General features: G+C 58.1%; 21 protein-coding genes. 5 read left to right on the forward strand and 16 right to left on the reverse strand.

Annotated elements, in window-relative coordinates:
- Window positions 1-166: 166 nt before the first annotated feature.
- The 3 genes from OWK27_RS23085 to OWK27_RS23095 are packed head-to-tail and all read right to left on the reverse strand — an operon-like array spanning window position 167 to window position 3,125.
- On the reverse strand, window positions 167-1,129 hold the full coding sequence (locus OWK27_RS23085) for a lysylphosphatidylglycerol synthase domain-containing protein (protein WP_267591300.1): 963 nt from the start codon (window positions 1,127-1,129) through the stop codon (window positions 167-169).
- On the reverse strand, window positions 1,129-2,367 hold the full coding sequence (gene clsB / locus OWK27_RS23090) for a cardiolipin synthase ClsB (protein ID WP_267591301.1): 1,239 nt from the start codon (window positions 2,365-2,367) through the stop codon (window positions 1,129-1,131). Before clsB ends, OWK27_RS23085 begins: the two co-directional genes overlap by 1 nt.
- Window positions 2,364-3,125 (reverse strand): endonuclease/exonuclease/phosphatase family protein, encoded by a 762-nt coding sequence (locus tag OWK27_RS23095; protein WP_193356622.1) that lies wholly within the window; start codon window positions 3,123-3,125, stop codon window positions 2,364-2,366. Before OWK27_RS23095 ends, clsB begins: the two co-directional genes overlap by 4 nt.
- A 133-nt stretch (window positions 3,126-3,258) precedes the next feature.
- Between OWK27_RS23095 and OWK27_RS23100 the strand changes: the two genes are divergently transcribed.
- Entirely contained in the window at window positions 3,259-3,669 is a 411-nt protein-coding gene (locus OWK27_RS23100; protein WP_006809522.1) for a YbhQ family protein, read from the forward strand.
- On the opposite strand, the gene OWK27_RS23105 is transcribed toward OWK27_RS23100, so the two are convergent.
- The 5 genes from OWK27_RS23105 to cecR are packed head-to-tail and all read right to left on the reverse strand — an operon-like array spanning window position 3,631 to window position 9,271.
- Window positions 3,631-4,737, reverse strand: a complete 1,107-nt coding sequence (locus OWK27_RS23105; protein WP_252003309.1) for an ABC transporter permease — start codon at window positions 4,735-4,737, stop codon at window positions 3,631-3,633. The genes OWK27_RS23100 and OWK27_RS23105 overlap by 39 nt on opposite strands.
- Window positions 4,738-4,746: 9 nt before the next feature.
- Window positions 4,747-5,880 (reverse strand): ABC transporter permease, encoded by a 1,134-nt coding sequence (locus OWK27_RS23110; RefSeq protein WP_148420758.1) that lies wholly within the window; start codon window positions 5,878-5,880, stop codon window positions 4,747-4,749.
- On the reverse strand, window positions 5,870-7,609 hold the full coding sequence (locus OWK27_RS23115; protein WP_252003310.1) for an ATP-binding cassette domain-containing protein: 1,740 nt from the start codon (window positions 7,607-7,609) through the stop codon (window positions 5,870-5,872). The genes OWK27_RS23110 and OWK27_RS23115 overlap by 11 nt, the downstream gene beginning before the upstream one ends.
- Complete coding sequence (hlyD, locus tag OWK27_RS23120) at window positions 7,602-8,597, reverse strand: secretion protein HlyD (protein ID WP_252003311.1); 996 nt, start codon at window positions 8,595-8,597, stop codon at window positions 7,602-7,604. Before hlyD ends, OWK27_RS23115 begins: the two co-directional genes overlap by 8 nt.
- Entirely contained in the window at window positions 8,594-9,271 is a 678-nt protein-coding gene (gene cecR / locus OWK27_RS23125; protein WP_148420755.1) for a transcriptional regulator CecR, read from the reverse strand. Before cecR ends, hlyD begins: the two co-directional genes overlap by 4 nt.
- Window positions 9,272-9,476: 205 nt before the next feature.
- Between cecR and rhlE the strand changes: the two genes are divergently transcribed.
- Together rhlE and dinG are read left to right on the forward strand one after the other, a co-directional pair.
- Entirely contained in the window at window positions 9,477-10,859 is a 1,383-nt protein-coding gene (gene rhlE / locus OWK27_RS23130; RefSeq protein ID WP_252003312.1) for an ATP-dependent RNA helicase RhlE, read from the forward strand.
- Between the two features lie 97 nt (window positions 10,860-10,956).
- The gene (gene dinG, locus OWK27_RS23135; RefSeq protein ID WP_267591302.1) at window positions 10,957-13,134 is read left to right on the forward strand and encodes an ATP-dependent DNA helicase DinG; all 2,178 of its coding nucleotides are present in this window, start codon (window positions 10,957-10,959) and stop codon (window positions 13,132-13,134) included.
- Here the strand turns inward: dinG and OWK27_RS23140 are convergent.
- From OWK27_RS23140 to OWK27_RS23160, 5 genes are all read right to left on the reverse strand, one after another.
- On the reverse strand, window positions 13,121-13,621 hold the full coding sequence (locus OWK27_RS23140) for a fimbrial protein (protein ID WP_148420752.1): 501 nt from the start codon (window positions 13,619-13,621) through the stop codon (window positions 13,121-13,123). The two genes, dinG and OWK27_RS23140, sit on opposite strands and share 14 nt — an antisense overlap.
- Window positions 13,622-13,631: 10 nt before the next feature.
- Window positions 13,632-14,621 carry a fimbrial protein gene (locus OWK27_RS23145; protein WP_242174732.1) on the reverse strand — a complete coding sequence of 330 codons (990 nt, stop codon included), beginning with the start codon at window positions 14,619-14,621 and terminating at the stop codon, window positions 13,632-13,634.
- A 17-nt stretch (window positions 14,622-14,638) separates the two neighbouring features.
- Window positions 14,639-17,134 carry a fimbria/pilus outer membrane usher protein gene (locus OWK27_RS23150; RefSeq protein WP_267591303.1) on the reverse strand — a complete coding sequence of 832 codons (2,496 nt, stop codon included), beginning with the start codon at window positions 17,132-17,134 and terminating at the stop codon, window positions 14,639-14,641.
- A 74-nt stretch (window positions 17,135-17,208) separates the two neighbouring features.
- Window positions 17,209-17,883 carry a molecular chaperone gene (locus OWK27_RS23155; protein ID WP_252003315.1) on the reverse strand — a complete coding sequence of 225 codons (675 nt, stop codon included), beginning with the start codon at window positions 17,881-17,883 and terminating at the stop codon, window positions 17,209-17,211.
- A 61-nt stretch (window positions 17,884-17,944) separates the two neighbouring features.
- Window positions 17,945-18,478 carry a fimbrial protein gene (locus OWK27_RS23160; RefSeq protein WP_242174729.1) on the reverse strand — a complete coding sequence of 178 codons (534 nt, stop codon included), beginning with the start codon at window positions 18,476-18,478 and terminating at the stop codon, window positions 17,945-17,947.
- 220 nt (window positions 18,479-18,698) lie between these two features.
- Between OWK27_RS23160 and ybiB the strand changes: the two genes are divergently transcribed.
- A complete protein-coding gene (gene ybiB, locus OWK27_RS23165; protein WP_148420747.1) occupies window positions 18,699-19,661 on the forward strand; it encodes a DNA-binding protein YbiB in 963 nt (320 codons plus the stop codon).
- A 116-nt stretch (window positions 19,662-19,777) separates the two neighbouring features.
- Here ybiB and ybiJ read toward each other — a convergent pair whose 3' ends face one another.
- The 3 genes from ybiJ to mcbA form a co-directional block, all read right to left on the reverse strand.
- Window positions 19,778-20,038: a DUF1471 family protein YbiJ gene (gene ybiJ, locus OWK27_RS23170; RefSeq protein ID WP_148420746.1), complete on the reverse strand. Its 261-nt coding sequence runs from the start codon at window positions 20,036-20,038 to the stop codon at window positions 19,778-19,780.
- Between the two features lie 285 nt (window positions 20,039-20,323).
- The gene (locus OWK27_RS23175) at window positions 20,324-20,590 is read right to left on the reverse strand and encodes a DksA/TraR family C4-type zinc finger protein (protein WP_148420745.1); all 267 of its coding nucleotides are present in this window, start codon (window positions 20,588-20,590) and stop codon (window positions 20,324-20,326) included.
- Window positions 20,591-20,708: 118 nt separating this feature from the next.
- A complete protein-coding gene (gene mcbA / locus OWK27_RS23180) occupies window positions 20,709-20,972 on the reverse strand; it encodes a DUF1471 family periplasmic protein McbA (protein ID WP_148420744.1) in 264 nt (87 codons plus the stop codon).
- 244 nt (window positions 20,973-21,216) lie between these two features.
- Here mcbA and rlmF point away from each other — a divergent pair, with 244 nt between their 5' ends.
- Window positions 21,217-22,128, forward strand: a complete 912-nt coding sequence (rlmF, locus tag OWK27_RS23185) for a 23S rRNA (adenine(1618)-N(6))-methyltransferase RlmF (RefSeq protein WP_193356611.1) — start codon at window positions 21,217-21,219, stop codon at window positions 22,126-22,128.
- Window positions 22,129-22,159 lie beyond the last annotated feature (31 nt).

Here is a 22,159-nt window from a genome sequence, read left to right on the forward strand (position 1 = left end):
CAGGAAACGCCTCAGCGATTTACAGCCGGACCAGGGCGTCGCTGTAATTCATTTATTTTCCTGAAACAACATTCGTCGCTTTCGGTAAAAAAATTACTGGGGATCCCTCAGCCCGAAGGGAGAGGGAACAAACCCTAAAAACGGCAACGAAGTTGCCGTTTTGCTTTTATTTTGCCATCGCCTTCTCGTTCTTCGCCCGCAGCTTCTTCGCCCGACTTTCCAGCACCAGATAACAGACCGTTGCCAGCGCCAGCGGCAGGAAGTAGTAGATCATGCGGTACGCAAGGAGGGCAGCGATGATCGTTCCCTGAGAGACATGCTCGCCGGCCAGCAGGGCAATAAATACCGCCTCCAGCACGCCAATGCCCGCCGGGATATGGACTATCACGCCGGCAATACTGCTCACCAGCAGCACGCCCAGCACGAAGAAGTAGTTCACATCTTCTCCGATCAACAGCCAGATAATGGCCCCCATCGCCATCCAGTTGGCGCTGGAAACCACCATTTGCAGGACGGCGAACTTCCACGACGGCAGCACCAGCTTCTGCCCTTTAATGGTCATATGGCGACGTTTAGCAAAGGCGCACGCCCACAGATAGACCGCGATAACCAACAGCAGCACAATGCCCAGAATGCGCAACGTTGCTTCATCGATATACCAGTGCGCAGGCAGCTGCACGACGCCGATGGTGAAAATCACCCCGCCCAGCAGGATGTACCCCAGCCAGTTGGTGGTAATACTCAGCGAGAAAATGCGGGTGATGGTTCCGCCGGGTAATCCGAGGCGCGAGTACAGGCGATAGCGCATGCCGATGCCGCCCACCCAGGTGCTCAGCGTCAGGTTGAAGGCGTAGCAGATGAACGACACCAGCATCACCTGCCGCTTTGCCAGCTTATGGCCGCAGTAGGCACGCCCGAGCAGGTCGTAGCAGCCGTACATCAGGTAGCTCACGATGACCAGCCCAACGGCCCCCAGCAGCACCATCCGGTTGTAGTTGCGGATAACTTTCCACACCTCTTCCCAGTCCACTTTCTGAGCGTACACCACCAGCAGTACCGCGACGGCAATAAAGAACAGCCAGGTGAGTATTTTTTTCGCCAGCCGCCAGCGAGGATGCGATTTTGACATCAGGTTTTCCCTCCATCTTCCGCTTCAACGCGGTCCTGGGTTTCCATTTCGGGTTGAACCGGAGGATCAACCAGCGCCAGCTTCGGCGTGTGCGCGGGCAGCCAGCCCACCATCGCCGGGAAGTGGCGCAGGAAGTGGAACACCACCACGCCGATGCCAACGTTCCACCAGCTGCGTTTCGGCACCATGGATTCATCCACCCGCACGCAGTCATTCTTGATAAGCCCCTGAAGATTATCGCGCAGGGTCTGGTTAAACTGGCGATCGTGAATGATCAGGTTCGCTTCCAGATTGAGCGACAGGCTCAGCGGATCGAGGTTGCTGGAGCCGACGGTTGCCCAGTGGTCATCCATAACGGCCACTTTGCCGTGCAGCGGGCGGCGGCGATATTCATAGATCTGCACGCCGCTTTTCACCAGGTAGCGGTAGAGCAGACGGGCGCCGACCTTCACAATCGGCATATCCGGCTCGCCCTGCACGATGAGCTTCACGCTCACGCCGCGTCGGGCCGCGTTGCGCATGGCGTGCAAAATACGATAGCCGGGGAAGAAGTAGGCGTTGGCGATAATCACCTCGCGTTTGGCGTTGGCCAGCATCTTCAGGTAGTGGCGCTCGATGTCGTCCCGATGCTCCTCGTTGTCCCGCCAGACAAACAGCGCCTGGGCTTCGCCCGGCTTGCGGTTCTCTTCCGGGCGGTGGCGGCGTCGCCACCAGCGGCGAGCGGCCTCTTTGCCGGGCAGGTTTTCCAGCACGAACAGCTGAATGTCCTGCACCACCGGTCCTTCAATACGGATGGCGTAGTCCTGCTTGGCCTCCGGACCGTAATCCGACATATGCTCAGCGGAGTAGTTAATGCCGCCCACGAACGCTACCGTTTCGTCCACCACCACGATTTTGCGGTGCATACGGCGGAACAGGTTGGTGCGCATGCCGAACAGGCGCGGGCCGGGATCGTAATAGCGGAACACCACGCCCGCGGCGGTGAGCTCATTAACAAATTCATCGCTGAGATCCGGCGAGCCATACCCGTCGAGCAGAACCTCGATTTTTATACCGCGCCGGGCGGCCTGCAGCAGCGCAGCGTGGAGCTGTCGGCCAACGTCGTCTTCAAACCAGATAAACGTTTCCAGGAATACTTTCTGCTGTGCGTGGCTAATCGCCTCAAAGACCGCCGGATAAAAGTTATCGCCGTTTTCCAGCAGCGTAATGCGGTTACCTTCCTGCCATGTGCATTTCATAAGTGTATCTCCGCGCTGAGTGGGGCATGGTCGGAGAGATGTCGCCAGTTGAGTAAGGCCAGCGCCGTCGGGCTGCTGGCATGGGCATTTTTAACGTAGATGCGGTCCAGGCGCAGCAGGGGGAAGCGCACCGGAAACGTCCGTGCGGGACGCCCGCGCGCGCGGGTGAAAATCTCCTCCAGCCCCGCGTTCACCTTCAGCGGATGGTTGGCGCGCTGCCGCCAGTCGTTGAAATCACCGGCAACCACCACGGGCTCGCCCTCGGGCAGCGCATTCGTCCACTCTGCCAGCATCTGCAGCTGGGCCTGACGGTGGGCTTCACGCAGGCCCAGGTGCACGCAGCCCACGTGTATGGGGAAATCAAGATCCGGCGGCGTGATGCGGCAGTATAGCAGCCCGCGCTTTTCGCTCTCACCAACGGAGACGTCGCGATTCTCATAATGTTCAATTGGATAACGCGACAGCACGGCATTACCGTGATGCCCCTCCGGATAAACCGCGTTGCGCCCGTAGGCGTAATCGCTCCACATGGTATCCGCCAGAAATTCGTAGTGGGGCGTGTCGGGCCAGTTTTCGAAATGCATCGGATGCACCTCGTGGGCGCCCATGACCTCCTGCAGGCAGACAATATCGGCGCTGACGGTGCGTACCGCGTCGCGCAGCTCCGGTAAAATGAAGCGGCGGTTAAATGCTGTGAAGCCCTTATGAATGTTTATCGTCAGCACCTTAAGCGAGAAATGCTGCGTTTTTTTGCTCATAAACACCTTCCTGGGTGACTATCCCGATGAAAATAAAGTGTAGTAGGCGTCACAAAAAGATGCGGCGTTACGGAATTTTCCGTAAAGTGCGGTAGTCTGAATTAGCAGAGAAAAATCCTTCAGGAGAGAAGCCATGAAGTGGCAACAACGCGTTCGTGTCGCAACCGGTTTGAGTTGCTGGCAGATAATGTTGCATTTACTGGTCGTGGCCGTACTGGTGATGGGCTGGATGAGCGGCACGCTGGTGCGTGTTGGCTTAGGCTTATGCGTGCTTTACGGCGTGACCGTGCTGTCGATGCTGTTTTTACAGCGTCATCACGACGCGCGCTGGCGTGAAGTGGGTGATGTGCTCGAAGAGCTCACCACCACCTGGTATTTCGGTGCGGCAATGATCGTCCTGTGGCTGCTGTCACGCGTGCTGCAAAACAACCTGCTGCTGGCCCTGGCGGGTCTGGCTATCCTCGCAGGGCCTGCGGTGGTGTCGTTGCTCACCAAAGAGAAAAAGCTACGCGATGTTTCGTCTAAACATCGCATAGGCCACTGAGCCCGTTGTGGCCGCGATGACCAGTAGCGGCCACAAGCTTCCCCACACAATATCCAGACTCGCATCCTTCAGATAGATTTGCTTGGTGATATCCGTAAAGTGACGAATCGGGTTTATCCACGTCAAATCCTGTAGCCACACCGGCATGTTCTCAACAGGCGAAACGTACCCTGAAAGCAAAATCGCCGGCATCATAAAGACAAACACCCCGATAAACGCCTGCTGCTGCGTGGAGCAGAGCGCGGAAATCAGCAGTCCAAATCCTACCAGCGACAGGCCGTAAATCACCATCGTGAAGTAAAACAGCGCCAGCGAACCGGCGAACGGGATCTGGTAGGCCCAAATCCCAATACCCAGCACGATGGTGGCCTGGAAGGTGGCGACAATCAGCGCCGGCACCGCCTTGCCGACGAAGATCTGCCAGGTGGCGAGCGGGGAGACCAGCAGCTGATCGAGCGTACCTTGTTCCCGCTCGCGGGCCACGGACAGCGAGGTGACGATCATCACACCGATGGTGGTGATCATGGCGATCAGCGACGGCACCACGAACCACTTGTAGTCCAGATTCGGGTTGTACCAGTTGCGCACCACCAGCTCGCTGTTGTTGGGTGTAGGCTTGCCCGTCATCAGCTCCTGCTGGTAATCCTTCACCACCTGTTGCAGGTAGTTCGCCGCAATCTGGGCGCTGTTGGAGTTACGCCCGTCGAGGATCAGCTGCATCGGCGCGGTCTGGAAGGTGTCCAGGTTACGGGAGAAATCCGCCGGGAAGCGCACCAGCAGCAACGCTTTCTGCGTGTCGATGGTGGGCTGGATCTCCTGCGGGCTTTTCAGCAACAGCACGTGGGTAAAGGCTTTGGCGCGGGCGAAGCGCTGGGTCAGCTCGACGGAATGCCTGCCGTTGTCCTCGTTGTAGACGGCGATGGTGGCGTTAGTCACCTCCAGCGTGGCGGCAAACGGAAACAGTAAAACCTGAAGCAGCACCGGCAGCACCAGAATGGCGCGGGTCTGCGGCTCGCGCAGCAGCGATTGCAGCTCTTTGCGGATCAGTGTCCATAAACGGTGAAACATGCTTGCTCCTCAGTCCAGTCGCCGTCTGGTTTTCAGCCACGTCAGGCCGATAAACATCACCGCCGACGCCATCAAGAACAGGGTGTTAATAATCAGCACCACCGGAATATTCCCCGCCAGGAACAGGCTTTGCAGCGTGCTGACAAAGTAGCGCGCCGGGATGACGTAGGTCACGGCGCGGATCACCGCGGGCATGCTGTCTATCTGAAAGATAAACCCGGATAACATAATCGACGGCAGGAAGGCGGCGTTAAGTGCCACCTGCGCGGCGTTAAACTGGTTGCGGGTGATGGTGGAGATCAGCAGCCCCATTCCCAGCGTGCTCAGTAAAAACAGGCTGGTAATAAAGAACAGCACGATGAGTGAACCGCGGTACGGCACGCCGAGGATAAAGACCGCGACAAGCATGCAGAGCAGCATCGCCAGCATGCCGAGGAAGTAGTAGGGGATGAGCTTGCAGAGCAGCAGCTCGACGCGCGTCACTTCGGTGGAGAGCAGCGCCTCCATGGTGCCGCGCTCCCATTCGCGGGCGATGACCAGCGAGGTGAGGATCGCCCCTATCACCGTCATGATGATGGTCACCGCGCCCGGAATAATAAAGTGCTGGCTGATGGCGGCGGGGTTAAACCAGTAGCGCGTCTGCACGTCAATCAGCGGTTCAAACTTTTCCCCCCGGTCCTCGGCGCGCTGCATCTGCCAGAGCTGCCAGATCCCCTCCGCGTAGCCCTGCACAAAGTTCGCGGTGTTCGGCTCGCTGCCGTCGGTAATCACCTGGATCGGCGCGTCGGCGCCCGGGCGCGCCATGTTGGCCGCGAAATCTACCGGGATGACGATCAGGCCGCGAATTTTCCCGGCCTGCATTTTCTGGATCAATTCCTGCCGGCTGTCGCTGATGGTGGCATCAATGTAGGGCGAGCCGGTCATGGCGTGGGTGAAGTCCAGCGCCTCTTCGCTCTGCTGCTCCAGCAAAATCCCGATCCGCAGCTTGCTGGAGTCGAGGTTAATGCCGTAGCCGAAAATAAACAGCAGCAGCAGGGGGATCACTACCGCAATCAGCCAGCTGCTGGGATCGCGCACGATCTGGCGGGTCTCTTTGACGCACAGGGCGCGTACCCGGCGCCAGGAGAGGGCGTTACTGCGCATGGGCATTCTCCTTATCCCAGTCGTGGATGAGGGTGATAAACGCCTGCTCCATGGTCGGGTCCGGCTGTTCGTCGTCGGCGGCCTGCGCTTTCAGATCGTCCGGCGTGCCGTGGGCAATCAGCTTGCCGCGGTAAACCAGCCCGATGCGGTCACAGTACTCCGCCTCGTCCATAAAGTGGGTGGTGACCATCACCGTGACCCCTTTCTCCACCATGCTGTTGATATGCAGCCAGAACTCGCGGCGGGTGAGGGGATCCACGCCCGAGGTGGGTTCATCAAGAAACAGGATATCCGGCTCATGCATCAACGAGCAGGCCAGCGCCAGCCGCTGCTTGAAGCCGAGCGGCAGCGCGTCGGTCGCCTGCGAGGCGATGTCGGTCAGGCCGAAGGCGTCGCACATGCGGCCAATCTTCTCGTTCTGCGCCCGACCCCGCAGGCCGTAGACGCCGGAGAAAAAGCGCAGGTTCTGCTCAACCGTCAGGTTGCCGTACAGGGAAAACTTCTGCGCCATATAGCCCAGGTGCTGGCGCGCCTTGCCGGAACTGACCTTGAGATCCATGTCCAGCACCAGCGCCTTGCCGGAGGTCGGCACCAGCAGGCCGCACATCATTTTAAAGGTGGTCGATTTTCCCGCGCCGTTTGGCCCCAGCAGGCCAAAAATTTCGCCGCGCTTCACGGCAAAGTTGACGTTGTCGGTGGCGGCAAAGTCGCCAAATTTCTTGGTGAGCGATTTCGCTTCAATCACCGTTTCGCCCGCCGTGCCTTCAACCGTGTGCAGAATGGCGCCAAGCGGCGACTCCGAGGTTCCCGCGCCCCCCAGCAGATCGATAAACGCATCTTCAAAGCGCGGGGCGGTTTCCTGCATCTCGATTTCAGGCATACCCTGCGCCCGGCGGATATCGTCGGCGGTGGCCTCTTTTTTGAGGATCGCCCGCACCGAACGTCCCTGAATCATCCCGTCGCTGATCTGCGGGAGCTTCAGCACCCGCTGGAGCAGCCTGCGGTTCGACTCCTGCGGGCTGTGCAGCAGGAAGCTGCGTCCGGCCATGGTTTGCGTCAGCTTAGTGGGTTCGCCCTGATAGAGCAGTTCCCCTTCGTTCATCAGCAGCACGTCGCGGCACTGTTCTGCTTCATCAAGGTAGGAGGTGCTCCAGAGGATAAGCATGCCGTCGCCCGCCAGCTCGTGCACCATCTGCCACAGCTCGCGGCGGGAAATCGGGTCCACGCCCACGCCGGGTTCATCCAGCAGCAGCACTTTCGGCTCGCCCACCAGCGTACAGGCCAGCCCCAGCTTCTGCTTCATCCCGCCGGAGAGCTTGCCCGCCAGCCGGTCGGTGAACGGGCCGAGGGAGGTAAACTCCAGTAGGCGCGCAAAGGTGTTCTGCCGGGTTTCGCCGGTGACGCTGCGCAGGTCGGCGTACAGATTGAGGTTTTCCATCACCGTCAAATCTTCGTACAGGCCAAACTTCTGCGGCATATAGCCGAGCATGCCGTGGAGCGCCGCGTCGTCTTTAATCGGATCGAGGCCAAGCACGCTTGCCGCGCCTTCATCCGGCTTCAGCAGCCCGGCCAGCATCCGCATCAGCGTGGTTTTACCCGCGCCGTCCGGGCCGACCAGCCCGGTCACATAGCCTTTGTGAATGGTGCAGTTCAGCGGCGCGACCGCCGGTTTGTCCATTCCCGCGAAGCGTTTGACCAGATTATTGAGCTGGATAACCGCATCATTCATGTCGTTCCCCGTCGTTTAAGGTCACGGTAACGGGCATACCCTGGCGCAGCGCGTCGTCCGCGTCGGTAACGATAATGCGCAGGCGATACACCAGGTCGGTACGCAGATCCGGGGTTTCAACCGTTTTCGGCGTAAATTCAGCCGTTGGGGAGACAAAGCCCACCTTGCCGTGATACGGCCTGTCCGGGCGACCGTCGGTGTAGAGCAGCAGCTCGCGGCCCGGCTGCATCTGGCCGAGATTAGGCTCATCAATGTAGGCGCGCACCCACACCGGACGCGTTAAGGAGAGCGTTAATACGGTGCTGCCCGCGCTGAGCATGCTGCCCGGCTCCACGGCGCGGGTCATCAGGGTGCCGTCAGACGGGGCGATGAGGGTGGTATCGCGCAGATCCAGCTCCGCCTGGGCCAGCTGCGCCTGGGCCTGTTCGAGGCTGGCTTTTGCCTGAGCAATGTCCTGCGCGCGGTTACCGGAGCGGTACTGGCTGAGCTTATCCTGCGCAGATTTCAGCGTCGCCTGCGCCTGATCGCGAGATGAGCGCGCATTTTCCAGATCGTTGGCGGAAATGGTGCGGCTTTTCCACAGCCCCTGCTGGCGGTTGTAGAAGTTTTGCGCGTAGTCATAGGCGGCTTTCGCCTGCTTAACGGCAGCGGCGGCCTGAGAAATTTCTTCATCGCGATAGCCCGCCAGCATCAGGTCATACTGCGCCTGCGCGACCGAAACGCCTGCTTTTGCCTGCATCAGGGCGTTCTCAAACGGGGCCTTGTCCAGCATCCCCAGCGTCTGCCCGGCTTTAATGGCATCGCCTTCGTCAACGTTCAGCGAGGCCAGCCGGCCGCCGACGCGGAAGCTCATATTCACGGTGCGGATATCAACGTTGCCGTAGAGCGTCAGGCCACGATCCTGCTGGCTCTGATACCACAGCCAGCCGCCAATGCCCGCAGCAAGCAAAATAACAACCACCAGAATGATGGCGACAGGTTTTTTCATGACTTCTCGCTCCTTTGCGTTAAGCCTTGCAGGATCAGATCAACGTGACGGGTAATGACCTGGCTAATTTGCGCGGCTTTATCCTCATCGAATTGTGTCCAGCCCGTACGTAACAGGATGGTTTCGCGCCCCAGACGGAAGGCGAGTACTTCGCCCAACAGGGCGTGGGTATGCAAAATGGTGGCGGTATCGCTGGCGTCCCGTCCGGTATAGGCTGCGACAAGCCGGGTCAGATGGGTGTGCATCGGGGCGATCACCTGTTCGTGAACCAGCTGGTAGGCGGCAGTGGGGGAGAGCTGCTCGCGGGAGATAAACCTGCTCAGGTTCAGCGTATCGTCGTGCGTCAGCAGGCGGATCATGTTGTGACAGGCGTTAAGAATCAGCTGGCGGATGGCGGCACGGTCTGGCTCTGGCTGGCTGAACAGCGCGGTGGCCTCTTCAACGTGTGAACGAAAGTGGGTGCCAATAAAATCGGCGATCCACTGGGCGCAGGCGAGGTACAAATCCTCTTTTGAGCCAAAATAGTAGGTAATGGCCGCAATGTTCTGTCCGGCCTGGGCGGCGATATCCCGCGTGGTGGCATGCAGGCCATACTCACCAAACTGCGCCAGCGCGGCGGCGATAAGCTGGCTTTTTGCCTGTTCGCCTTTGGTTGTCGTTGGGGTCGTATTCATGGCGGTATTAAAAATTAATCAATCGATTGATTAAGATTATGCCGGAATCGCGCAAACGTCGAGGCATCACCGGGGATATTTTATGCGCCACGTCACAAAAGCTGCTACACTCCGCACCTTCGTGACATTGTGGTTTTTGTCCTTCCCGTTTGTTATATCTCCCTGAAAACTACACCTGTGATGGTCGGGGCGGTTCGGAGTTTTTATGTCTTTTGATTCCCTTGGCCTGAACCCGGAAATTCTGCGCGCCATCGCAGAGCAGGGCTACGTTGAGCCAACCCCTATTCAGCAGCAGGCCATTCCGGCCGTGTTGCAGGGCCGTGACCTGATGGCCAGCGCCCAGACCGGCACCGGTAAAACCGCGGGCTTTACCCTGCCGCTGTTAGAGCTGCTGGTAAAAAATCAGCCGCACGCCAAAGGCCGTCGTCCGGTACGCGCGCTGATCCTTACCCCAACCCGCGAGCTGGCGGCACAGATCGGCGAGAACGTGCGTGAGTACAGCCGCTACCTCAACATCCGTTCGCTGGTGGTGTTCGGTGGGGTGAGCATTAACCCACAGATGATGAAGCTGCGCGGCGGCGTGGACGTGCTGGTGGCAACGCCGGGCCGTCTGCTGGATCTGGAACACCAGAACGCGGTGAAGCTGGACAGCATCGAAATTCTGGTGCTGGACGAAGCGGACCGCATGCTCGACATGGGCTTTATTCATGATATTCGCCGCGTGCTGGCGAAGCTGCCTGCGCGTCGTCAGAACCTGCTGTTCTCCGCGACCTTCTCCGACGAGATCAAGGCGCTGGCGGAAAAGCTGCTGCATAACCCGCTGGAAGTGGAAGTGGCGCGCCGCAATACCGCCTCCGAGCAGGTGACGCAGCACGTTCACTTCGTTGATAAAAAACGCAAGCGGGAGCTGCTCTCCCAGATGATCGGTCAGGGCAACTGGCAGCAGGTGCTGGTCTTTACCCGCACCAAGCACGGCGCGAACCACCTGGCGGAACAGCTGAACAAAGACGGCATCCGCAGCGCGGCGATCCACGGCAACAAGAGCCAGGGCGCGCGTACCCGGGCGCTGGCGGACTTTAAGTCTGGTGATATCCGCGTGCTGGTGGCGACCGACATCGCCGCCCGCGGTCTGGACATTGAAGAGCTGCCGCACGTGGTGAACTACGAGCTGCCAAACGTGCCGGAAGACTACGTTCACCGCATTGGCCGTACCGGCCGTGCGGCGGCAACCGGTGAAGCGCTCTCTCTGGTTTGCGTAGATGAACACAAGCTGCTGCGCGATATTGAACGCCTGCTGAAGAAAGAGATCCCGCGCATCGAAACCCCGGGCTATGAGGTTGATCCGTCAATCAAAGCCGAGCCGATTCAGAACGGCCGCCAGGGCGGCGGTCGCGGTCAGGGCGGCGGCGGCCGCGGCCAGCAGCCGCGTCGTTCAGAAGGCGGCACCGCGAAATCCCCGGGCAAACCGCCGCGTCGTAATAACGACAGCAAACCGGCCGGTGAAAACCCGTGGCGCAGCGGCGAAGGGAAGCCGGCAGGGGAAGGGCAGCGCCGACGCCGCCCGCGCAAGCCTGCTAACCCGCAGTAATCTGGAAGCCCGGTCGTAATGCCGGGCTTTTCTTTTTGCGGCAGCGGGAAGAAAGTGCCACAATAGTGGCTGTTTATACAGTATTTCAGGTTTCCCGATGGCTTTAACCGCGGCGCTAAAAGCGCAAATTGGCGCATGGTATAAGGCGCTACAGCAGCAGATCCCCGATTTTATCCCCCGAGCGCCGCAGCGGCAGATGATTGCCGACGTGGCTAAAACGCTCGCCGGGGACGACGGGCGACATCTGGCGATAGAAGCCCCGACCGGAGTCGGGAAAACCCTGTCGTATCTCATTCCCGGCATCGCGATTGCCCGGGAAGAAGACAAAACGCTGGTGGTCAGCACCGCCAACGTAGCGCTGCAGGATCAGATCTTCAGCAAAGATTTACCGCTGCTGCGCAAAATCATCCCCGACCTGCGGTTCACCGCCGCCTTTGGGCGCGGGCGCTACGTTTGTCCGCGTAACCTCGCGGCGCTGGCCAGCAGTGAACCTTCCCAGCAGGATCTGCTCGCCTTTCTCGACGACGAGCTGACGCCAAACAATAAGGCGGAGCAGGAGCTGTGCGCAAAGCTGAAAACCGAGCTCGACGGCTACAGGTGGGACGGCCTGCGGGATCACACCAGCCAGGCGATTAGCGACGACCTGTGGCGCAGGCTCAGCACCGATAAAGCGAGCTGCCTGAACCGCAACTGTCACTACTACCGCGAGTGCCCGTTCTTTGTCGCCCGGCGCGAGATTCAGGAGGCGGAGGTGGTTGTGGCAAACCACGCGCTGGTGATGGCCGCGCTGGAGAGCGAAGCGGTGTTGCCGGAGCCGAAAAACCTGCTGCTGGTGCTCGACGAAGGCCACCATCTGCCCGACGTGGCGCGGGACGCGCTGGAGATGAGCGCGGAAATCACCGCGCCGTGGTTCCGTCTACAGCTGGATCTGTTCTGCAAGCTGGTGGCCACCTGCATGGAGCAGTTCCGCCCGAAAACCACGCCGCCGCTGGCGGTCCCGGAGCGGCTGAGCGAGCACTGCGACGAGGTTTACGGCCTTATCTCCTCGCTGAATAACATCCTCAACCTCTATCTTCCCGCCGCCCAGGAGGCGGAACACCGCTTTGCGATGGGGGAGCTGCCGGAAGAGGTAATGGAGATTTGCCAGCAGCTGGCGAAGCACCTCGAAAAGCTGCGCGGGCTGGCGGAGATGTTCTTAAACGATCTCAGCGAGAAAACCGGTACCCATGACGTGGTGCGTTTGCACCGCATTCTGCTGCAAATGAACCGCGCGCTGGGGATGTTTGAAGCGCAGAGCAAGCTCTGGCGGCTGGCCTCGATGGCGCAGGCGTCCGGCGCGCCGGTGACGAAATGGGCGACCCGCGAGGTGCGGGAAGGGCAGGTGCATCTGTTCTTCCACTGCGTGGGTATCCGCGTGGCGGATCAGCTGGAAAAGCTGATCTGGCGCAGCGTGCCGCACGTGGTGGTGACGTCCGCGACGCTGCGTTCCCTGAACAGCTTCTCAAGGCTGCAGGAGATGAGCGGCCTGAAAGAGAAAGCGGGCGACCGCTTTGTGGCGCTGGACTCGCCGTTTAACCACTGCGAGCAGGGCAAGCTGGTCATCCCGCGCATGAACTATGAGCCGCTTATCGACAACGAAGAGCAGCACATTGCCGAGATGGCGGCCTACTTCCGCGAACAGGTCGAGAGCAAAAAATACCCCGGCATGCTGGTGCTGTTTGCCAGCGGGCGCGCGATGCAGCGCTTTCTGGAGCACGTTACCGATCTGCGTTTACTCCTGCTGGTGCAGGGCGACCAGCCGCGCTACAGGCTGGTGGAAACCCACCGCAAGCGGATTGATAACGGCGAGCGCAGCGTGCTGGTGGGGCTTCAGTCTTTTGCGGAAGGTCTGGATCTGAAGGGGGATTATCTGACGCAGGTGCATATTCATAAAATCGCCTTCCCGCCCATCGACAGCCCGGTAGTCATCACCGAAGGCGAGTGGCTGAAAAGCCTCAACCGCTACCCGTTTGAGGTGCAAAGCTTACCGGCGGCGTCGTTCAACTTGATTCAGCAGGTTGGGCGTCTTATTCGCAGCCACGGCTGCTGGGGCGAAGTGGTGATATACGACAAGCGTCTGCTCACCAAAAACTACGGGCAGCGGCTGCTGAACGCGCTGCCGGTGTTCCCGATTGAGCAGCCGGAGGTACCGGAAGTGAAAAAACGCCCGGCAAAACTGGCCGCCGGGCGTAAAAAAGGCATCCATGCCAGGGGGCGCGGTCCTACTGGTAAGTAAAGGTGGCCTGAACAACGCTGTTGAACGTGCCGGCAGTGACGGGCATGGCGGTTGCGTAATAGCGTGCGGCCATGGGGAACGTGGCGGTGTGGGTGCCGGCATCGATCACCACGCTGAACCGGGCCTCGGGGGCAAGCACGATGTAGTCCAGGCGATCGGCCAGCTCTAGCGCCACCCCCGTTGCGGTGCCGCTATTGGCGAATTTGAAGGGATGGTCCCTGTCGCGCGGGCCGTCAACGGAAACGGTGGCGACCGTCAGCGTGGGCGGGCAGTTCGTCAGCGTTAAATCGAATTTTTTCCACGGACCGGTATCGCCGATGTCACGGAAGTCGCTGGCAACGCCCTGCCCCAGATCCACCACCATATTCTGGCTGCCACCGTCCACCTGACAGGTGGTGTCGTAAATATTTCCTTCGATATTGAGCGTAACGTCGGTCGCGACCGCCGGGAGGCTCGTCAGTGCGAGTAAAAGGGGTAACGTTTTCATCTTCGCTCCGTCACTGGTATTCAAGATCGATTGTGGCGATCGTATTAGCTTTCCCCGCGGTGACGGTGGCATCCGTCTGGTAATACTGCACGGCGAAGGGAATGGCATCCGGCACGTCAGGTGCAGTTCTTCCACCAACCGGGATAGGGAAGTCGTATTTAAGATCGACACCGTCAAGCAGCATTCGCACCCCGACGCCCGTGGCGCTGTCGCTGCCGGGCGTAAGGTTCAGGACATCACCAAACTGGCCGTTAACGCCGTTCGCGCTGGTCACCGAGGCCGTAAGGTTGACCTCTTCCGTGCAGGTGGCGGTGATGCTGAAATACTTCCAGGCCGTATAGCTGCCCACGTGGGTAAACTGTGATACCGGGAAATCGCCGAGTGAGACCGTCAGATTGAGGGGATCGATGGAGCAGGTCGCCGTTCTTTCGCTAACCGTGGCGGAATAGTGGCTCGTATTTCGCGCGCCAGAGATACCGACAGAACGAAAAACGCCGAATCCAAAGGGATCCATCGCCACCGACAGGGTGCCGCTCCCGATGTGTGACGCCGTTTTGATTAAGCGCTGGGTATAGCTGAACGAGAACGTTTGTCCGCTGTCGCTGCTGACCGTCCCGACGGGCGTCGCGGTGGTATCACATGAGTAGCCCTTTCCACGAACGATCTGCCCGTTACTGTTCAGAAGCTCAATGCCAATGCCGTCTACGTTGGTCGAGTACACGCCCGGCATGCCCGGCACTTCCGTTCCCGTTCCGTAATAGCAGGAAATAATAGTGTGATTAGTCATTGGCCCGACACAGCTGCCGTTAACGGTATGCGTCTTTGCCGACCCCGGGATGATGCCGCCAATGTCGAGGGTCGTGGGGACGGAAAGCGTGCCGGCGTCCAGGGTATAAGGCAGGTCGGTGCTGTCGCAGGTGGTTGCCGCCTGCGCATGCGGCATCAGGCACGCGCCTGAGAGCAAGACAACCATCGCAAAGGCAAATCTCAATATGTTCATTTTTACCTCGAAAAGTCTCACACGCACCGCGCCGTAACGTTAATAACAGCCCCGTCGTCTTTTGCGGGAAGGTGATAGGTTGCGGAGCAGCGGCTGTCGGCGGTTTTCCCCCAGCTGACCTCAACCCTGCCTTTTTTCTGCATGCCGGTCATATAAACCTGCCCGCCATCGCCCACGATAAATTCGCCCTCCTGATGAGGCTGCGATGCCGTTGCGCCGAACGGGATCGCGCGTCCGTCCGCGCGTTTCAGCGTAATTAATACCCGGCTGCCCACGTGCGTTTCGTAATGCGCGCGAACAATCGCCCCGCGCGTCGGCGTTACGGTTTTTGCGGCCTGAGCAACGTCCGCCTTTTCCGGCAGCGTTTCGGTGTTGAGCGCAAGGGTGTTATGGCGGTATGGCGACACGTACGGCACGATAGCATAGCCGCGGAAATCGGTGCTCACGCCGGTCTGATTGGTAATGTTCGTGTCGTCTGCGCCCGGCGCTTCGACCAGCGCGGCCGTCTCGCCCATCGGCTGGCCCAGCGTGACGCCATGCGCATGGGCGATCATGCTGCCCTGAAGGCCGACGTTAAGCTGCTGCTGCTGGCTATCCTGTGAATATCCGGCGCTCACCTCCCCGTAGGTGCCTTTGTAATCGGCGTTCAGGCTGGTGCTGTCGCCGCTGCTCTGACCGTGGCTCTGCTGGACGCCCCAGCTGAGGTTATCGCCGGCGAGCGCGGTGCCGTTCAGGCCCACGCTTTGGGTGGAGTCGTGTTTCGTGCTGTTCAGGTTGTAGTTGACCCAGGTGTTGCGAAGCCAGCGATCGAGCGGCACGGAGACGTTAAAGGCGATGGTCTGCTCGCTGGTTTTCTCGTTATTGTCGTCGCTGCCGTCACGGGTGTTTTTATTGAGTCCGTAGTTCAGGCCGTAGCTGACCCCGTGCCAGGAGTTGTTATAGCCGACGTTCACTGACGTCATGCTTTCGCTGGAATTCCAGTAATTCTCCTTCACCAGGCTCAGGGTCAGGGATCCAAACCTTCCGCCCAGGGATTGATCGACGGTGGCCTCTTCCCGGCTGCGTCGGGTGTCCGGCATTTCCCGGTCGTCATTGCGGGTATGCGAATCCAGGGTGTCCTGCAGCGTATAAAACCCTTTGCTGTTGTAGCGATAGCCGGCAATGGAAAAATGGGTGCCGGTGGTGGCGAAATCTTTGCTGTAGCGGATGCGCCAGGAGCGCCCGTGGGTCGGCGCCTTGTCCTGCATCTCTGATTTGGCATCGGTGACATCCACCGAAAACGCGCCGAGATCGCCGATATTCTTACCGACTCCCAGCGCCAGGGCATCGTAATACTGGCTGGCCTGCACGCCGCCGTAGGCGGTAAAGCCGTAAGGCAATCCGTAGATTGCCGTACCCTGCATGAAAGGCGTTTTTTCGACGTCGCTGTCGTAGCTGCGGTAGCGTCCTGCGGTGAGGCTGTACTTAAAGCGGCCCTCACGCTGCAATACCGGCACCGAAGCGTAGGGCACCACAAAATGCTGTTCGCTGCCGTCGGTCTCTTTCACGGTGACGTTTAAGTCCCCGCTGCCGCCGGTGGGGTAGAGGTCGTTTATTTCAAACGGGCCCGGCGCAACGTAGTTTTGATAGATGACGTAGCCGTTCTGGCGGACGATAACCTGGGCGTTGCTGTGTGCCGTTCCGCGGATGACGGGGGCAAAACCTTTCATGCTGTCCGGCAGCATATCGTCGTCCGACGCGATCTGCGCCCCGGTGAATGAAATGCTGTCAAACACGTCCGAAGGCGACGAGCTTTGCCCGAATTTAACGCTGCTGCCAAGGGAAATAATATCCCGCTGGACGTAGGTGTACACGGAAGAAAACTGGCTCTCCGCGTCACCGTCTCCGCTGGTTTTGCTCCAGGTGGAGTAGTTTCGCAAACGCCACGCCCCGAGGTTAAGACCGGGACGCAGGTTAAGAAACTCGCTGCGCTGGTCTGTGCCGTTCTCGCCCTTGCCGCGGTTGTCCCCGGCGGTAAAGCTGTAGTTCAGCAGCAGGGCGTTGATCCCCTCGTCATACTCCTGCGGGTCGACATAGTTGCGCGGCACCCGGGTAATAGCGGTCTGCGGGATGCTTAACAGCAGCTGCTGCGGGTTAACGTGAAACGTGGCGCTGGCGGATGGGATAACGCTCAGGTCAATGCACTGCGCCTTATCATCCTGCACGAATTTATCAATTTTAATGCCGAAGCTTTTTAACTGAGCCGCGCTCAGGCACGGCTGCAGCGTCGATTTTCCGCTGGCGTCTTTCTTTAGCGTGAACTCAATCTCTTTACTGGCGACTTTATTATTATTGACGTAGACGTCGACGTGATATTTACCGGGAGCCTGGCCGGGGCCGATCTCGTAAATACTGAGGTCGGTTTTTCCCTGTCCGGGGTTGTCAATATCCAGCAGTGCCGGGTTGAAATAATCATCGGCCAGAACTTTTTGCACGCAAACGCCCAGCAGCGTACAGCCCAGCGCAATTAGCATTGAGCGTCCGTGCTGTTTGGGTGGTTCGGTGCTATATTCCCAGCGCATAATGATGTTCAGATATTCCCGGCGAGTTAGTTAATCTTTGCGGTATAAGACGGGCTAATGCCGCCGTAGTCATTAATGATTTTCCAGCTCACCGAGCGCGCGGTGATATTCCCCGGGGTAGCAAAACGCGTTTCGCCGTCTGGAGCTGCATAGGTGACTTTGTCAACCTTTTTACCGTCCAGCTTTATTTCCTGGAAGTTCATATAAAATGGCGTAGGGTTGTTGACAATAAGCTGGTTGCCCTGCATGTGCCAGGATAAATGCGCGGCAACATCCTCCGGTTTACCGGTAATATCTGCCGGGCGATAGATAAGCTTAATTCGGGTTTTAATGGCAATTTGCAGCGTGTTGCTGATTTCATTGCGCTTAGAAGACGGAATGGATTTAATATTTAGCCAGAAAAGCGATTCACGATCGGCAGGCAAATTTCCCCCGGTCCGGATGATGCGCAGAACGTTGTCCTGTTTACCGTCCAGGCGGAACAGCGGCGGTGTGATCAAAAACGGTGCTTTCTCCCGCGCGTTATCTTCCGTCTCTACCCATGACTGCACCAGATAATCAAGATTGTCCGGGTTGCTGATACCAATGGAAGATTCTTTTTTATTTTCCGGGTATACCACGCGCGTGCCGCCGATGGTAATTCCGGCGTGCGCGGCAGTGGTGATCAATAAAAAGGAGGAGAGCAGAAGATATTTGCGCATAGCGACACCGTAATAAAGAAGTAACAGATATTAGCCACTGGGGTAGCTAATATCTGTTTTATTAGTTGTAAACGATGGTGAAGGTTGATGCGGCGTTCGCCAGCCCGGCAGAAATGATGTCTCCGGTCTGGATATAGCGTGCGCCAAACTGTAAATCGTTCGTTGTGGCACCTGGCGTGAGCGCATATTCTGTGGAAGCAGTATATAAGCTCAGCGGGTTTTGGGTTTTATCCAGCAGCTGGACTCCCACTCCCGACGCCGCGCCTGTTCCTGACGTAACCGCAAGGATATCCTTATTGTTACCGTCAGGCGTCCCACCGAAAGTCACTGAGGCGCTGGTGACCGTTTCAGGACAATCTTTGAGTTGAATGCTAAAGCGGGTTGTCGACGTCGTCGAACCACTTCCCGTAAATGCAGATTTAGCCACCTTACCTAATGAAACATTAAGCGGGTTGCTTAAACCATTTACAACAGTACATGCGGAATCAATAATTTCACCCGTGAAATTAATTTGTCCTTCACCACTTGATGCAAATGCAGAAACGGAAGCACACGCCATCCCGGCAGCGATGCCCGCAATAATCAATTTTTTCATTTTAATCCTCTGAATGAAAGTGTGGTACTTCTCGCATTAATCATCACCTGGCTGATTAATTCGGGGCGAACTATCGCTGAGATTTATTTTTCGTTCAATTTCTCTTCAGACCATTTTTATCCTCGAAGCGTCTGCTCCAGCACCTAAGGGCGGAAAATGATTACCCGCTCGACATTTATCAGGGCTATAGTATCTGCATAGAGCCGCAAGGAGAGATGTCGTGGATTATCGTAAAATTATCAAAGAGGTAGGGCGTGGAAAGAACCATGCCCGCGACCTGGATCGGGAAACGGCCCGGGCCCTGTACACCCATATGCTAAACGGTGATGTCCCCGATCTGGAGATGGGCGGTATCCTGATTGCGCTACGCATTAAAGGCGAAGGTGAAGCGGAGATGCGCGGCTTTTATGAAGCCATGCAGGCGCAAACGCTGCGCTTAACGCCGCCGGCGGCAAAACCGATGCCGATTGTGATCCCAAGCTATAACGGTGCCCGCAAGCAGGCAAACCTGACGCCGCTGCTGGCAATATTGCTGCACAGGCTCGGATTCCCGGTTGTTGTGCATGGCGTAACGGAAGATCCAACCCGCGTCCTGACTGAGACCATTTTTGATCTGCTGGGCATAGCCCCAACCCTGCACGCCGGGCAGGCGCAGGCCAGGCTTGACGGACATCAGCCGGTCTACATTCCGGTCGGGGCGCTGTGTCCTCCGCTGGAAAAGCAACTGGATATGCGCTGGCGTATGGGGGTCCGTAACAGCGCCCACACGCTGGCAAAGCTGGCAACACCGTTTGCTGAAGATGCGGCGCTGCGCCTTTCCAGCGTATCGCACCCGGAATACGTCACCCGCGTGGGTAAATTCTTTGAGGACATTGGCGGAAGGGCGCTGTTAATGCACGGGACGGAAGGGGAAGTGTACGCCAATCCCCAGCGTTGCCCTCAGCTTATGCTTATTGATTCCACCGGAACGCGCGCCATTCTGGAACGCGGCGAGGAAAATACCGGCGTGATATTGCCCGAGGCGAAAGATCCGCATACGACCGCTCGCTGGATTGAGCAATGCCTCGCCGGAAACGTGCCTGTTCCACACTCCATCAGGCTGCAAATGGCGTGCTGCCTGGTGGCGACAGGGGAAGCGGAAACGGTGGAAGCGGGAATGCAGCGCGTGGCGCAGTCGTTTTAAGCAAAAAAAAGCCCGTCCAGTGGCGGACGGGCAAACAAAGGGTAACAACAACAGGGTCAATGAGGGTTGGAGCATCTCACCAGAGGGATGGTGAGGGTGGAGCATAATTCATTCGATTATTTGTAGATAACCGCGGTACCGCTCAGCTTGTTATTACCGTTAGCGGAGGTAATGGTGTATCCACTTGCGCCGGCAGCCGCTGCTTTCTCAGCCAGTTTTGCTTCCAGACCGTCCAGCGTGGTCGCGCCTTCAGCACTCACAACGCCGATTTTGTTCAGGCTCTGCGCCTGAGTGGAAGAGACCGGCTCTACGGCGAAAGCGCCGAAGGACAGAGCGGACAGGGCAACAGCGGCAACAGCATATTTGATAGTTTTCATTGTTAAATTCTCGCAGGTTATTCTGTTAAGGGGACGATGTTCCGTCGATGTGATAAGTATCACGCTTTTTTGCGGAAGATAAAATCGAAGAGAATTGACGTGGTTGCTCAAAAAAATTGAATGACAAATAACTTATTGATTACTAATAAATTCGCAGGTGCGATTTACACTTCTTGCGGCTGCGCTTTACAGAAGCGATGAGAAGGGCACGTTTTGCTACGCGGTTCGCTGAAAGTCGTGAGCGTAAAGCTAAGCGCTTGCGCGGTTAACTTAGGTAAAGGAAAGTCAACGTAACTGGCTGTCTTTCGATCCTCTGCGATTATATCCTGAATGTGATGCGTTTTTTGAATCTTTCTCCTGCTGACAGGCAATGCAAAGCCGTACGCCGGGAATGGCCTTACGGCGCGCCTCGGGAATGGGTTCCCCGCACTCCTCGCATTCAGCCAGGCTTTCGCCGCGCGGAATTTCACCGCGTGCGCGCGCTACGGCATCTTCAATAGTACTGTTGATCTGTTCATTAACGGCGTCGTCATTCGCCCAACCGGAAGCCATGCTGTTCCCCTGAGTGGTTTAAGCCATATTATCATTATGGGGTTAAAAAACGCGCAGACAAGGCGCAAAGAAAGAGAACTGCATCCGTCGGGCAGATGCAGTTCAGGACTGGAAGGGGTTATTTATAGATGGTCGCCGTACCGTACATGTGGTTATCCCCGCCGGCGGCGTTCACCACAAACCCTTTAGCTCCTTCCTGACGGGCTTTTTCAGCCAGCTTGTCCTGAAGGTCATCAAGGTTGCTAGCCCGGCTGACGGAGACGGTCCCGGCCGCACGCAGCTGGCTGGTGTCGTTGCCGTTGGTCAGGGGTTGAACGGACCAGGCAGAGAACGAGGCGCCTGCCAGCGCACCCGCAATAATAAAGGTCAGATACTTTTTCATAATCACATCCTCAGGAGGGAAACAACAGGTGATTCCCCTTAAGTTTAGAAGCCTGACGAGTGTGATTTAGCGCAAAAATTTGATGATGATCTGCTTGTTTTTTGAACGATATAATCTGACATTTTCTTGACAGATCATAGACATACAGGCCACTGATTTTGGTCGTTTTTTTGCGCCTCTCAGACAGATATTTACCCCTGCGCCTTCACAGGGTATCTTACGCGGCTGTTTAAAGGAGAATGCCATGACTTCCCAAAAGCCGGGATTGCACCCGCGTAACCGCCACCGTAGCCGCTACGACATGAATGCCCTGTGCCTGAGCTGCCCTCAGTTACGGGCGTTTATCGTTCAGACCCCTGCCGGTGAACCGTCGATCAACTTCGCCGATCCGCTGGCGGTTAAAGCGCTGAACAAGGCGCTGCTGGCCCACTTTTATGGCGTAGCGAACTGGGACATCCCTGAAGGCTTTCTCTGCCCACCGGTGCCGGGGCGTGCGGATTACGTCCACCACCTTGCCGATCTGCTGGCGGATGACAACGGCGGCGCGGTGCCGAACCAGGCCACCGTTCTTGATATCGGTACAGGCGCGAACCTGATCTATCCGCTGATAGGCGCGCATGAATACCAGTGGCGGTTTACCGGCAGCGAGATCGGTGCCGACGCGTTCGCCAGCGCGCAGGCCATTATCAACGCCAACCCGGGCTTAAGCCGTGCCGTTCGTCTGCGCCGTCAGAAGGACGCCGCGGCCATTTTCAACGGCATTATTCATAAGAACGAAAGCTACGATGCCACCATGTGTAACCCGCCGTTCCATGACTCGGCCGCTTCCGCACGCGCGGGAAGCGAGCGCAAGCGTCGTAATCTGGGCCAGGCTGAAGATGGTGCGCTGAACTTTGGCGGCCAGCAGCAGGAACTCTGGTGCGAGGGCGGGGAAGTGGCGTTCATTCTGCGCATGATTGCCGAAAGCAAAGGCTTTGGCCGTCAGGTGAAATGGTTTACGACGCTGGTCTCCCGTGGCGATAACCTGCCGCCTCTCTACCGCGCGCTGACCGAAGCCGGCGCCGTAAAAGTGGTGAAAAAAGAGATGGCGCAGGGACAGAAGCAGAGCCGCTTCATCGCCTGGTCGTTTATGGACGATAACAAACGCCGCAAATAGGGTTTCAGGCCCGGCAAGCGTAGCGCCGCCG

It is taken from the genome of Enterobacter cloacae complex sp. 2022EL-00788 (assembly GCF_026627565.1).
GTDB lineage: Bacteria > Pseudomonadota > Gammaproteobacteria > Enterobacterales > Enterobacteriaceae > Enterobacter > Enterobacter pasteurii.